This window comes from Photobacterium sp. J15, from assembly GCF_963870815.1.
Classification (GTDB): Bacteria; Pseudomonadota; Gammaproteobacteria; order Enterobacterales; family Vibrionaceae; genus Photobacterium; species Photobacterium marinum.
The window spans coordinates 2,146,431-2,160,792 of the sequence record NZ_CAWMUI010000001.1 but is presented as its reverse complement, the minus strand read 5'-3'; the positions used below and the strand labels follow the sequence as shown (position 1 = coordinate 2,160,792).

The window sequence follows — 14,362 nt, the reverse complement described above, 5'->3', positions numbered from 1 at the left end:
CTCAGTAGTTTGATATGATGAGCCATCACTTTCATGGAATAGTAATAAGGAAGCAGAGACGATTATGATCCGTTTTGGTGTTATTGGTACAAACTGGATTACAGACAGCTTTATTGAAGCTGCATTAAAAACGGGTAAATACCAGCTGGCGGCAGTTTATTCCCGCAAGATGGAGAAAGCTGAAGAGTTTGCATCTAAATACGGTATCAGCCTGTGTTTCGATAACCTTGAAGAAATGGCTGCCAGTGATGAGCTGGATGTTGTCTATATTGCGAGCCCGAATTCTCTTCACGGGCCACAGGCCAAACTGTTTATCGAACAGGGTAAGCACGTTATTGGTGAAAAGCCGTTGGCATCGAATATTGCTGAAGTTGATGCTTTGATTACAATGGCGCAGGAAAAGGGCGTTGTGTTGTTTGAAGCAATGAAAACAACATATACCCCAAACTTTGTGCAAATCCGTAAGGCGTTGCCGAAGTTAGGTAAGCTTCGTAAGGTTTATCTTTCCTACTGCCAGCTGTCTTCCCGCTATGCGAAGTATCTGGACGGTGAAAACCCGAATACCTTTAACCCGGCGTTTTCAAATGGCTCGCTCATGGACATCGGTATTTATCCGCTCAGTGCTGCAATCGGCTTGTTTGGTGAACCGAACAGCTTTACTGCTCAGGGCGTGTTACTAGATTCCGGCGTCGATGCTCACGGTACGCTTGTTCTTCATTACAGCCACTTTGACGTGGTTATCAGTCATTCTAAAGTCAGTGACGGTTTGATCCCAAGCGAACTGCAGGGGGAGTTGGGTACTATGCTGGTTGATTTCATCTCTGAATGTAAATCAGTCACTCTTCACCGTCCGGGAGAGCCTGCATTGGAGCTGACCTGCCCACAGGAAGACAACGCCATGTATTACGAAGCCGCTGAGTTTGCCCGTCTGGTTGAAACAAACCAGATTGGTCACTCAGGTCTGGCGCGTACTTTGATTGTCAGCAGTATTATCACTCAGGCACGAGAGGTTGTTGGCGTTCGATTCCCGGCAGATGAAGAGATGCGAGTTTAGGTCAGCTGTTAAGATAAAGCTTTTATTTCCCTGAAAGTCGATAAAAAAAGGTGGCCGTTAAGGCCACCTAAGAGGGAACGATTATTTATTGTTAGTAGTGCAGGGCTTCATTTCATGAAGTTGGTTCATCTTACCGGGATTACCAGAACATCCAGGCGAAGACTGACAGTGCGCCGATACAAGCAACGTTCAGGTAAATACCGGCTTTCATCATCTCTGACTGTTTGATATGTCCAGAGCCGAACACAATGGCATTTGGTGGTGTGGCAACCGGCAGCATAAAGGCACAAGATGCAGATACAGCAATCAGTGCCGACAGGATGACTGGTGAAACACCCAGTGCTTCAGCAACAGTCGCGAATACAGGGACAAGCAATGCCGCACTGGCTGTGTTACTGGCAAACTCTGTCAGGAATACGACGAAGCCGGCAACAACCAGGATGGTGAAGAACAGACCTGCCTGCTCCAGGAATCCGCTCAGAGAGTGAGCAAGGAATACGCTGGCTCCAGTTGCTTTCAGCACATTACTCAGACAAATACCGCCACCGAACAGTAGTAATACACCCCAGTCAGTCGACTTCTCGATATCTTTCCATTCAACAACACGGGATGCACCCAGCAGAACGATAGCGCCAAGAGCAATCATGGTATCGAACTTACTGAAGCCACCAAGGTATGCGTTAATTGGCTTGCTGAAAATCCACATCAGAACCGTCAGGGCAAAGATAGCCAGCGTGATTAGCTTACCGTTGCTCCATTGAACTGGCTTGTGATCCAGTTCGAAGGTATGGTTCAGGTCCGGCTTAAGCAGGAAGTAGAGCAGGGTAACAGCAATTGGCAGCAACATTAGTGAGATTGGAAGACCGAATACCATCCATTCAGTAAAGCTCAAGCCAACTTCCGCAGCAGCAATTGCGTTTGGCGGGCTACCAACTACAGTCGCGATACCGCCGATACTTGCACAGTAAGCAATACCCAGCAGAACGAATACGTAGGTGCTGCGGTGGCTCTTTTCATTCACTTTATTCAAGACACCCAATACCAGCGGCAGCATCATCGCAGTTGTTGCTGTATTACTGATCCACATAGACAAGGCTGCGGTAACACCAAATAGCAGGAATACTGCAACTGACATGCGTCCTTTGGCGATCAACAGGACTTTATCTGCGATAGCTTTGTCCAGCTCTTGTTTATGGAGGGCTGCTGCCAGGGCAAAACCACCCAGGAACAGGAAGATGATTGGGTTGGCGAAGTTACCCAATGCCTGAGGCGTTTTGAATATGCCAAAGGCAATGGCCAGGATGGGAACCAATATGGCAGTGATACTGACATGCAGGGCTTCTGTCAGCCATAGAACGGCGACGAAAACCAGAATGCTAAGGCCGACAACAACATCTTTTTCAAACGGTAACGTGTTGAGCAAAATGGTAAAAAGGGCGATGTCTGCCAGCAGAATGATGCTATTCCGATCGAACAGCCACTTTTTCAGTGTCAAGGTTAAGGCTGTCATATGCTTTCCTTTTCGATGGTCTCTAATAATGGTTGTATGGGTGTCACAACATTTTTGTTACGACGGATGTTACATCTTATTTGGTAATTGTTAATCACCTGGTGGCGGTTTGTTGGTCAATCTGTCTTGCAATTATATTTTTTGTGAACTTGCTATTCTGGGATGTGTGGAAGTGTACCCATTAAAACTCTGGGCAGATGATCATTCTGCAATTTGATCGAAACCGTCATAAAGATGGCTATATCAACTGTTACAAGAAGACAACATTGAAGTGGGGAGGGATAAGATTGGTTGGATTGTGTTGTTTTTGTCCCAACTTTTGCCAGTGCTCGAAATAAGTGTTGAATAGTATTGAAATTATTCGGAAAAAAGTTAGAGTTGCGTGCCGGGTTTTTGACGTTTTGCGCGTCAGTCATCCGTGCTTTTTGCGTTGTCCGTCACAAAAGTGATTGTACTCAATAAAAAGCGATAACAGCACCTTTATGCCTTATGTATCATAAGTGCAGAAAATGATTGTTAATTATAAAATTAAATAAAGCTGAGGCTAGGTTGATATGAGTGCAAAAGCACAGACGTTGCGTAAGCGCGTTCACAGTGAGGCACAAGCACATATGCGGGGAGTGAGGATGAAGTTTGTGAAGTCTTTTATAGCTAAGACCGAAAAGCAAAAAGCGCGTTAACTTTAGCTCTTTGTTATAGATGGATTAAAAAAGCCGCTGTTTTTACAGCGGCTTTTAACTTCTATTGTTCTGGTTTTACCGGGCCTTCAATTTCTACGGCTTGGGTGTTTATCGGTTCTTTAGGTCCAGGGAACTTGGGTTGGATATCCAGTAGGTAGATATCAATCACAGCTTTGACTCTGGCCAGCACTTCGCGAACTCGTATTTTTAATCCTGCCAGGCCTCCAGGCTCAGGAACGGCAAGGCAGATGGCATCAATATCGTTGTTTTTGGCAATAAACAGAGCACGTTCGCAATGAAATTTCTGGGTAATGATAACGAAGTGGTTAGCTTCAAAAACGTTCTTAGCTCTTACAACGGAATCCAAAGTTCGGAAGCCAGCGTAATCAAGCACAATATCTTGCTCGGGAATGCCTGCTTTTAACAGGTCGCGCTTCATTGTCCAGGGTTCATTGTAAGAGCGGTGAGCGTTATCACCGCTCAGCAACAGAATGTTGACTTTATCAAGCTGATACAAAGAAAGTGCAGCTGACATGCGGTAGTCGTAATAGGGATTAAGGTTTTTTGCGATATATTTACTGGTTCCCAGGACCAGCCCGACTGAGCGCTCAGGGATAAGTGAGGCGTCAGTAAAAATACGATCTGACGTAGATGATGAGACCCAGCGGTCAATGAGCAGGCTTGCGCTCACAAATACGATTAGCATCACTGCTGAAATACGAAATAAAGAAAGCAGCTTCATATGGTTCCGGATGTAAAAACTAAAACAAGCTCTTGTATTTATGCGCAAGGCATCGGGTACTTTTATTTCTATGAGCTATGAAAACAAATAACCAAAGCTGTTATCCGACATAGCCAAAGTCAGTCGCCAAGCAGGGTAATGCTGTGGTTTGTTACAAGTATAATACCCTAATACATTGATAATGTTATGCAAAAAGCATGTCAAATCTTCACTGGGTAGATTAGTCGCTTAAGATAAAAGCGAATTATCGAAGTGTTTACCTAATAGACATAAAAAAAGCCCGCATTGTGCGGGCTTTATAACAGAGTATTCTGGATTAGAAAGATGTGCGCTTGTAACGGCGGTACTCAGACTTCCAGAAGTTCGCGTCAATTTTCTCTTGGATACGCTCATCTGTGCTAGCTGGCGCTTTGCCTTGCTCAACAGCTTTCTTCGCAACGGCAATAGCGATGCGGCGAGAAACTTTCTGGATATCTTCCAGAGGTGGCAGAAGGGCACCTTCACCATTGATTGCCAGCGGAGAGCATTCAGCCAGTGCACGGCTACTTTCCATCAGCATTTCATTAGTTACACGGTTTGCACCTACAGCTAGTACACCCAGGCCGATACCAGGGAAGATGTAGCTGTTGTTACACTGAGCAATCGGGTAAGTCTTACCGTTGTGTACAACTGGCTCGAACGGAGAACCTGTTGCAACCAGTGCGTTACCGTCAGTCCAGCGGATCAGGTCAGCAGGTGTTGCTTCAACACGGCTTGTCGGGTTAGACAGCGGGAAGATGATCGGACGTTCACAGTGCTTGTGCATTTCACGGATCACATCTTCGCTGAACAGACCTGGTACGCCAGATACACCGATCAGGATAGTCGGTTTAGCGTGCTGCATTACATCCAGAAGAGAGATGTTGTTGTCAGCTGTTTTCCACTTGTTGATCTTAGAGCGAGGCTGAACAAGCTTCTTCTGGAAGTTGATCAGGTTTGGCATGTCGTCAACCAGCAGACCCCAGCGGTCAACCATGAATACCTGGCTGCGAGCCTGTTTCTCAGAGATACCTTCAGAAACCATCTGAGCGATGATTGCTTCTGCGATACCACAACCAGCAGAGCCTGCACCCAGGAAGGTTACGCGCTGCTGAGAAAGTTTGCTTCCTGCTGCTTTACATGCTGCCAGCAGAGAACCAACTGTTACTGCCGCTGTGCCCTGGATGTCATCGTTGAAGCAACATACTTCGTCTTTGTAACGCTCAAGCAGTGGCATTGCGTTTTTCTGAGCGAAATCTTCGAACTGAATCAGTGCATCAGGCCAACGGCGCTTAACTGCCTGAATGAATTCGTCAACGAAGTTGTCGTATTCCTGACCTGTGATACGAGGATGACGCCAGCCCATGTACATTGGGTCAGACAGACGCTGAGGGTTGTTTGTACCCACATCCAGAACTACAGGAAGTGTGTAAGCAGGGCTGATACCACCACACGCGGTGTACAGAGCAAGCTTACCGATTGGAATACCCATACCGCCGATACCCTGGTCACCAAGACCAAGAATACGCTCACCATCAGTTACAACGATAACTTTAACGTTGTGACGTGAAGCGTTGTTCAGCATCTCTTCAATGCGGTCGCGGTTCGGGTAAGAGATAAACAGGCCACGGCCACGACGGTAGATATTAGAGAAGTTTTCACATGCCGCACCTACAGTCGGAGTGTAGATGATAGGCATCATTTCAGAAATATGATTTTCTACCAGTCGATAGAACAGAGTCTCGTTCGTATCTTGGATGTTACGCAGGTAGATGTGCTTGTCCATGTCGTTGTCAAACTTCATGTACTGCTGATAAGCACGTTCAGCCTGTTCCTCGATTGTTTCAATCGCTTCAGGAAGCAGACCTTCCAGGTTAAAGAACATACGTTCTTCGACAGAGAATGCACTACCTTTGTTTAGCAGGGGTGTTTCAAGTAACGCTGGGCCAGCGTAGGGGATATATAGAGGTCTTTTATCGTTTTTCATGGAATAGACTCTGGTTATGGTTCGGTAGTTATTAATGAAATCGGCATTTCATCTTGGTCGTAATCCTATTCCTATAATCGGTTTATTTCAAAGGGAGATGCGAATATTTTTCAATAAAGTGATCGCCTTATCTGACTAGGTGGGGATTTTTCCCACTATTGTGGCGCAAGCGTAAAATCAATGTTTCGCATAAATTGAAAGCTTGAGTATTTATTCGCTTTTTGTACCTTTTGTAGCTTTTGTAACTACTAAAAGTTTTGTGCTTTTTGTGGCTTTTTGATACGTGCGATGGAGGGGGTTTAAGCGATTTTACACTAATTTAATTATTCAGATATGGCTATGAAACGGGTTGGTAGGAGCGCACCATATCGTAACCAGAGCTTATGCGCCATAGTTAACTACTATGTAGGTATAACTCTTATAAATCTGTACAGAGAAATACATGAAAATAGTATTTTTAGGTGGTTGTGAAACTGTTACCGGTTCAAAGTTTCTGGTTGAAACCCAAACAACCAAAGTGTTGATTGATTGCGGTTTATACCAGGGCTATAAATGGCTCAGACGTCGTAACTGGCAGCCGTTGGTTTGGATTGATATTGAACAGTTAGACGCTGTGTTATTAACTCATGCTCACCTTGATCACTCCGGTTATATCCCTGTCATATACAAAAAAGGCTATCGCGGACCTGTCTATACACATGTCGCTACCAAAGAGTTGTGCAGTATTTTGCTGGCCGACAGCGGTAATTTACAGGAAGAGGACGCGCGTTTTTATTCAAAGCATAAGATAAGCAAGCATGAAAAGCCGGAACCTTTGTATGACCGCTATACCGCGGAGCAATCTATGGAGTTGTTTCGGACGGTCGATTACGGTGAGCTCTTTTCTGTTGGCGATATTAAAGTCTGTTTTCAAAATGCCGGACATATATTGGGAGCTGCCAGCATTATCATCGAAGCAGAAGGGAAAAAAATTGGCTTTTCCGGAGATGTCGGTCGGCCAGACGATATTATGATGCAACCGCCGGATCTGCTGCCTGAGCTTGATTTGTTGCTATTGGAATCCACATATGGAAATCGCAGGCATAAGAAATTTGATCCGTTGCAGCAGCTTGCTGACATCGTCAATGAAACCGCGCAGAAGGGCGGAGTGTTATTAATTCCGTGTTTTGCTGTCGGTCGTTCTCAGGCTCTCATGCACATGTTATCTGTACTGATGGCAGACGGACGAATTCCCCGAATCCCCACTTATCTTGATAGCCCTATGGCGATTAACGTCTCGGATATTTACACCCGCTACTCGTCTGAACACAGGCTAACTCATTCACAGTGCTATGCTATGTGTAATGCGGCGATTTATACACGCAGTGTTGAAGAGTCGAAAGCGTTGGCAGAAATGCGTTATCCCCACATCATTATTGCCGGAAGCGGAATGGTGACAGGAGGCCGGATTTTGCATCACATAAAACACCTGCTATCAGACCATAGAACGACCTTGCTCCTGACCGGCTATCAGGCCGGAGGCACTCGCGGAGCTAAATTGATTGAAGGTGCTGATATGGTAAAAATCCATGGGAAATGGATCTTGAATCGGGCTCGGATTGAAGTAATGCACGGCGTTTCGGGTCATGGTGATTACCTAGAGATAGAGCAATGGCTGAAGCAATCTGATTTACGGAAAGGAACGCCAATCCAGCTGATTCATGGCGACCCTGATGCGTTAGAGGGAATGCGCGACCATCTGCGGCGAAATACCGATTTTGATGTCGAAATTGCGGGTTATCAAAGTATTCTGACGATATGAGGTAATTGAGTATGCAAGTGGAAACATTAAAAGATGTCCTGCATTGGACAGAAGAATTTCATAAGTGCCTGGCAAACTGCATGGAGAGCTGTGTTGAACAGAGTGATAGTGAACGAGTGAAGTTGTTGTTGAAATACCTTGCTGAACATGAAGATAAACTGGTGAAGGTGATTGAAGGTTTCGAGAGAGGTGCCAGCGAAAATGTACTTAACACCTGGTGCTATGAATATTTTGATCAGCACCCGATAATCCGCCATAAACTGACAGATTGTCCGTTCTCAGAATTAGAACCGGATGACATTATTTCTGAAGTGACCCATCTTCACTCCCAGGTCATTGAGCTCTATAAATACTTGAGTGACAGGGCAGAACCGGAATCTAGTAAAGAGCTGCTTGCTGAACTTACCGAGTTGGAAAAACACGAAGCAATGAGAATGGTGCACGGCGCCAATCGATTGCAGGATATGTAACCGCCTTGCAAGCATTTTAGTTTGACGTTGTTACAAGATAAATGTCGTCAGAGAAAATACCGCAGAGCAATTTGAGGTTGTTCTGCGGTACTTTGATATTGGGATGAGATCTTTTTGTAAAATAGAAGAGAAATAGTGGAATTACACATTGGGAGTGTTATGTTAACTCGATTAGTTTTTTCTGATTTTGCTATTCAACCATTGGAAGAATAGTAGCAAGGTATAGAAGGGGTAGTTGCCAAGTTATACTGTTCTAGCGCATACAGATAGTTTGAATCAAATTTCTTAACAGCTTCAGTGGCGTTTTCAGCGTAAATCACATCGTCTTCTACTATAAAACCTTGAGTCAGTAGGGCTTTCTTTTCAATCAGGAATGTATCAGAGGACATATCTAGGTAAGTAAATTCTTTTCTGTGAGTGCCCGGAATAGAGAAAAATTGATATTTCTTGGTCATATAACGCCTTTCATTTTAAATATGATAAAACTAATGAATAGTCGCCGATTGTTTGTGTCAGAGTGGTTTATTTAATAGTGAACTTTTGTTTCACATACTCTTTATTTAGAGTTTGTTGTGTTTTTAATAAAGAAGCAGGGCTGAGCATATGTCTGCATTTAAAAATGGTGGTTATCGCGATGGCCGACTTTAAATTCAATTAAACCTCCGATGTTTAATCATCAACTCTATATGCCAACATGAAACACGAGCTATTTCTTACTATTCGATATATGTAATACAAATGCAAGTGAGTATGAATGGGAATGTTGTCTGGATTGAGCTTTCGTAACTTGACCGTGATCAGCACCACATCCTCAATGACTTTCACCTTAATTGCTGACAAAATAAGGGATTAATTGGATTTTCCGCAGAAGTTGTTCATGTCACACACGTTACCGATTGATTCGTTAAAAGATACTTTCCTTTCTCTCCTTGAAAGTCAGCATTTGGTTGTCGAAGCAGAAACCGGATCGGGAAAATCGACCCGATTACCTGTATGGGCAGCTGAAAAGGGAAGGGTATTAGTTATCGAGCCTCGTCGGGTTGCGTGTACTTCACTGGCTGAATATGTTGCTGAGCTGTCTGGTGAGAAATTGGGACATGGGGTAGGTTATTCCATCCGCTTTGATAATCATTTTGAAGAAAACAGTCGGATTGTATTTGTCACTCCGGGTGTTGCTCTGCGTTGGCTGAGTGAAGATCAGCTGGCATCTTTTGATACCGTTATCATTGACGAATTTCATGAACGCCGTTGGGATACGGACCTGTTACTGGCGCTGCTGAAAAAGCTGAATAAACATCGATTAGTGGCAACGTCAGCCACAATGGACGGCCTGCGCCTCGCCGACTATCTTGGTGCTCATCGTCTGCAGGCTGAAGGGCGAAATTTCAATGTTGAAGTTGTACATGTTGCCAGTGACAGCCGCAATATGCCGGATATCCGCGGAATTGAAAACAAGGTCCGTCAGGTTATTGCAGACAACTATCAGCAGCATGAAGATATTCTTGTATTCCTGCCTGGGCGTAAAGAAATCGCGCAATGCCAGTCTCAGCTCAAGCAGCTGTTTGATGAGCAAATCACGTTGGGATTGATCGATGTGATTCCTCTTCATGCATCCGTAACTGATGATGAAAGGCGAAAGGCGCTGACGGAAAGTGATAAACAGCGAATTATTCTGGCTACCAATGTGGCGGAAACCTCCCTGACTATTCCCGGTGTAACTTTGATTGTTGATACAGGTTTAGAACGCCGTACTCACCAGCGTAATGGGCGAACTGTGCTTGGTCTTCATGCTATCTCCCGAGCCAGTGCCGAGCAGCGAAAAGGACGAGCTGGTCGAGTCAGTGAAGGTAGCTGTATTCGCTTATATGGCAAGGCTGCACCATTGGAGTTGTTAACGCCGCCAGAGTTGCACCGTGAAGAGCTTGCGGAGCCTATGCTGGCTGCTGCCTGCTGTGGATATCAGTTTGAAGAGCTTGAGTTTATTGATGCGTTGCCATTACAGACGGTTGAGCAGGCAAAAGAGAAGCTGAAGCAAATGGCGGCTATAGATGGCAATGGTCAGGTAACAGAACATGGTAAGCGTCTGTATCCGTTGCCGATTGATACCTTGTTTGCACACCTGATTACTGTTATGCCAGATAAGGCCTGTCGCGAAGCTATGGTTGATCTCTCGGCAGCGCTGAGTACGCCACAGAAGATATGGCAATTGCCGTCGGGTGAAGAAAAGCGAGAGCAACTGGCAAAGTGGCAGCCTGTGGCTTGTGATGCCATGACCTTGATTAAACTGCTGCGAGAACCGACACCGGAATTCCTCAATGTGGATATAAATGTACTCAAGGAAGCTCGCCAGCTTGCAGATCAGATCCGGGAAGCTTTGGAGTTACCTAAACTCGAAGTGGCCACCTCTGTTAAACGAGAACCATGGTTGCAGGCAGTTATGAAAGCGATGCCTGAGCTGGTGTTTGTTCGTCGCGAAAGGCGCAGGCAGGCTCTGGGTAACGGTTATTGTGAAGTTAGTATTGGCCGTGACAGCCGTTTTGCTGATGATGCAGAGGCGGCTATTGTGTTTGATCAGTTCTCGCTTCCGGGTAAAGGCGTAAAACAAAACCTGACTCTGGCAACCTGCATGTCTCCGATCTCTTTTGAGCAAATGCTTTCACTAGAAATGGGTGAAGACCAAATCGGTGATAGCCAAGTGAATGAAGAGGGCTGTCAGGTTGAAATTCAGCGGGTTTATGCCGGACGGGTTATTCAGACACGCTGGCAGCAACCAGAGGGAGAAGCGGGGCGTCAGGCGCTGGTGACTATGATCATGGAAGGCTCAGTACTGGAAGGGCTGGCAGAGAAAATTACTGCTGATGTTCACCAATGGAACCTGTATCTTGCGCTTGGCCGCTATCAGACGAATGTATGTACCCGAGCTGATGAGCCGGTTGATGCTTCGGTGTGGGTTGCTGAGCAACTGGATGCCTTAGGTGTGGAGTCTGCTGAAGATCTAGAACTCTTTACCATTGATGATTTTGAGTTTGACGGTATACCGACATGGGAGCGGGAAGATTTTGACCAGCAATTTCCGTATCAGGTGGTGCTTACAGATTTAACCATGAAGATTGAGTACCATATCGCCCGTAAACTGGTGGTTGCTGTTCATGCTTCAGGTAACCGTAAGCAGGATCCTAAACGTTGGGAACTGCCCCGTTGGCAGGGCTGGAAGGTGCAATACCGTAAAGCAAGCCGGACGATAGATGTTCGTTGATGCCTGTTTGTCTTTTTAGCCGGTGAATCAGAAAATGAAAAAGCTGCCATATTTGGCAGCTTTTTCATTGATTTAGGTATGGGTCAAAGAAAACGAATTAGTCGGATATCCTAATGGTATCTTGTGGCAGCGAGACGACTTTACGAAAAGGCTGTCGAGTTTCGTCATCATACCAGGCCTCAATTAATAGGTTATTCATTGTCGATGTTGCGTTCAACCGGGCTTTGAATTTTCCATTCTGCATCGGTCCGGCAATAATGCGGCTGTTTGCTTCCGCTATCAACGAGCCATCAGTACCAGTATTGTGTTTACCGTAGACGCTAAGGTACATGTTTTCATTTTCTGAGAGGCTGATATCCAGTAGTACAGGGTAGGAGGCATTAAGATTAAATCCATCCGGAATGACTACTTCATCAAAAGGAATTGATTTACTCTCGCTTGCAGGTGTTGTTGGAGTTTGCTGAGCAATATCCGCGCTTCCATTACTTTCTTCTCCACCTCCACTGCCTCCTCCACAAGCTGTTAAGATGAGACCAAAGAGCAAAGCTACCATTGTGTTTTTCATTATTCTCTCCTTAGCGCTTAATCAAAAAGTTTGTCAGCAACAGCATTAGCTTTCAGATGCCACGTTGTGTTGTTTTCTCCGCCACTGCTGGCAAATTCAGCAAGTTGTGGATAGGCATCCGTTATGTTTATTCGTTCTGAAGGATGAGACCACTCAGAGTCGATTAGCAATCCCCAAGGCGTTCCGTTTTCACCTCGGAAACTATCGCAGTCTGGTCCAGGACAGTTTTCGTAGACATACACAGATTTGTCTTCTTCGGTTGAAAAGAATCGATCAGAAGCTAATGAGGTCAGGCAGTGTCCTTTGAGGTGAATTTCCAGTTCGCGGCCAGGGTATTCGACATCGAATGAGTCACCATGGAGGCGTCCCTCAGGTGCAAAAAGGAAAGGGTTCAGCGGCATTGCCGGTCCGCTTTGAATACCGGATGTTAGTGGGATACTGACGACAAAACTAAATTGGCCTGCGGCGTCTTTATTACATCCTCGCCATACACGGTAATAATTCCCAGCATCGCCTGAACATTGTGGCGGCGAGAACTCATCTTTAAGGTTGCCTGAAATCACGGCAACTGCATCCGTTTGTCCTTCTTCTATAACAGACTGGTTGTGAAGCGTTTTCCCGTTAATAACCAGCTTAGCCAGATCGGTATCTACCAATGAGCGGGTGATTTGATCGAGTTGCACAGCAAAACCGTTGGCATAGTTGGCACCATAAGCCTGAAGTTTGCCGTAAATGTCGTAGCGAATAATGTCGCCATTTTGATTGGAAATTGTATCGACACGGTAGTTCATCACGACATCGTTAAAGTCGTAATCGCCTTTTTCCGGCCAGTTATCTTCGTAAGCAAGTGTTACCCAGCTTCCTTCTCCCGGGTAATAGTTGTGAATCAGTGATTGTGCTTCAATCTTGATCGGATAATCTTCTACTTCACCATAAGTAACGCCTCCATAATGCTTAAGTCCCGGGTCACTGCCGATACGAAATCGAGCCCAGGTATCGCCGTCTTGAGCATTTTCAGGAACTCGTACTTTTAACGTGTGAGAGCCAGGCATCAGGTATTCATCAATAACAGCTTGTTCATTCTCACTGTCGAATGTGCCGTCTCCGTCCCAGTCAAACCAGGCATTAACATAACCAATAGCTTCACCGCCAACAGTCAGGTTAATCAGAACATCTGAACCCTGCTTAAAATCTGTAGCAAACGAAACGCCGTCCTCATCATTGTCTGAGCCTGTATTGTCATCTGAGTTCGGGAAAACAGCGGCTTCACCTTCTGTATCCACTTTTGCTCCGAAATAAAAGTTAGGACCAACAAAATGGCGGGGGCCGTTTTCTTCGAGAGAGGTTTTATAGCTGTCCGGGGCATCTCCAAAATCTGTATTTGAAGCGATAACCGGTGCACTGGCGCAACGTGCACCGTCATTTTTCTTTGATGAAGGGCCTGCAGCAAAAAACTCAGCTTCAGGTTTCAGGTTACCTAAGTCGCGTAAATCAAGGCGATAAATGGTGCCGTCGTCATTGTTACTGATGTACATAAAACCTGATTTATCAAAGTATTGTGCGCCGAATGTTTTTTTTCCTGAAATGCCGGTTGAGCCAATTTTAGTTTTGCTGGCAATACCTGCATTATCAAAACTAAATAGATAGAGGTCGTTATTTGTGTTGTCGACAGCAAACAGCTGTCCTGTTTCCGGGTAGAAAGCGAAATCGGTCAGGTTTACAGAGGCATCAGACGCCGACATTATTTCAGTTGCAATAAGATTATTGTCATCCTGAGCTAAATCTACTTTGTACATGCCTTGGTTGCGGAGATAAACGTAGTAGTGATTATTAAAAATATCTCCAACAAAGAAGCTTTTATCGGCGGGTAGGCCGCTGACTGTCAGATCGTCAACCTGATAAGCCTGATTGATACGGGTGATGGTTTTGGCCGCTTTATTCCAGCCATATAAAAAACGATCTGTTTCATTAAAACCGACTGCATTGATTACACCTGAAGCGCCAGTGTCAGTACTTACCGTTTCATAATTACCTGTTGAAAGGTCAACGGCGTATACAGTGGCTTGCTCCCCCTGGAAAAGAAATGCTTCTGTCGGGCAATCAGCAAAGGGTGTTGTTGCATTAGCTGCAATTGGAGAGAAGAAAGCAGGGATTATGAGATGTTGAATTGTTTTTTTCATACTGTCATCGCTCTTCCTTGTCAGTAAATTGTTGTTTTTACATCAAGAACGAGGCCAGAATGGCTGGAAGATGAATGTTCTACAAAAGTAATTATTTTT

At 45.2% G+C, this 14,362-nt stretch carries 10 protein-coding genes; 4 read left to right on the top strand and 6 right to left on the bottom strand.

The annotated features are described in order from the left end of the window. The first annotated feature begins 64 nt into the window (after nt 1-64). Nucleotides 65-1,054: a Gfo/Idh/MocA family protein gene (locus AACQ93_RS09920; protein ID WP_064604627.1), complete on the top strand. Its 990-nt coding sequence runs from the start codon at nt 65-67 to the stop codon at nt 1,052-1,054. 139 nt (nt 1,055-1,193) lie between these two features. Here AACQ93_RS09920 and AACQ93_RS09915 read toward each other — a convergent pair whose 3' ends face one another. The 3 genes from AACQ93_RS09915 to AACQ93_RS09905 form a co-directional block, all read right to left on the bottom strand. Further along, nucleotides 1,194-2,564 (bottom strand): SLC13 family permease, encoded by a 1,371-nt coding sequence (locus AACQ93_RS09915; protein WP_064604625.1) that lies wholly within the window; start codon nt 2,562-2,564, stop codon nt 1,194-1,196. A gap of 741 nt (nt 2,565-3,305) precedes the next feature. Further along, on the bottom strand, nt 3,306-3,986 hold the full coding sequence (locus AACQ93_RS09910) for a SanA/YdcF family protein (RefSeq protein ID WP_064604623.1): 681 nt from the start codon (nt 3,984-3,986) through the stop codon (nt 3,306-3,308). A 316-nt stretch (nt 3,987-4,302) separates the two neighbouring features. Further along, a complete protein-coding gene (locus tag AACQ93_RS09905; RefSeq protein WP_036801436.1) occupies nt 4,303-5,991 on the bottom strand; it encodes an NAD-dependent malic enzyme in 1,689 nt (562 codons plus the stop codon). Nucleotides 5,992-6,433: 442 nt separating this feature from the next. Here AACQ93_RS09905 and AACQ93_RS09900 point away from each other — a divergent pair, with 442 nt between their 5' ends. Both AACQ93_RS09900 and AACQ93_RS09895 read left to right on the top strand, forming a co-directional pair. Then, complete coding sequence (locus AACQ93_RS09900; RefSeq protein WP_064604617.1) at nt 6,434-7,792, top strand: MBL fold metallo-hydrolase; 1,359 nt, start codon at nt 6,434-6,436, stop codon at nt 7,790-7,792. Nucleotides 7,793-7,803: 11 nt separating this feature from the next. Beyond that, complete coding sequence (locus tag AACQ93_RS09895; protein ID WP_007470368.1) at nt 7,804-8,262, top strand: hypothetical protein; 459 nt, start codon at nt 7,804-7,806, stop codon at nt 8,260-8,262. Between the two features lie 194 nt (nt 8,263-8,456). On the opposite strand, the gene AACQ93_RS09890 is transcribed toward AACQ93_RS09895, so the two are convergent. Further along, complete coding sequence (locus AACQ93_RS09890; protein WP_339367448.1) at nt 8,457-8,717, bottom strand: hypothetical protein; 261 nt, start codon at nt 8,715-8,717, stop codon at nt 8,457-8,459. A gap of 422 nt (nt 8,718-9,139) precedes the next feature. Here AACQ93_RS09890 and AACQ93_RS09885 point away from each other — a divergent pair, with 422 nt between their 5' ends. Next, a complete protein-coding gene (locus tag AACQ93_RS09885; protein ID WP_064604615.1) occupies nt 9,140-11,518 on the top strand; it encodes a DEAD/DEAH box helicase in 2,379 nt (792 codons plus the stop codon). A gap of 97 nt (nt 11,519-11,615) precedes the next feature. Here the strand turns inward: AACQ93_RS09885 and AACQ93_RS09880 are convergent, their stop codons facing one another. Together AACQ93_RS09880 and AACQ93_RS09875 are read right to left on the bottom strand one after the other, a co-directional pair. Next, nucleotides 11,616-12,083, bottom strand: a complete 468-nt coding sequence (locus tag AACQ93_RS09880; protein ID WP_064604613.1) for a hypothetical protein — start codon at nt 12,081-12,083, stop codon at nt 11,616-11,618. A gap of 17 nt (nt 12,084-12,100) precedes the next feature. Next, the gene (locus AACQ93_RS09875; protein WP_064604611.1) at nt 12,101-14,263 is read right to left on the bottom strand and encodes an LruC domain-containing protein; all 2,163 of its coding nucleotides are present in this window, start codon (nt 14,261-14,263) and stop codon (nt 12,101-12,103) included. Nucleotides 14,264-14,362 lie beyond the last annotated feature (99 nt).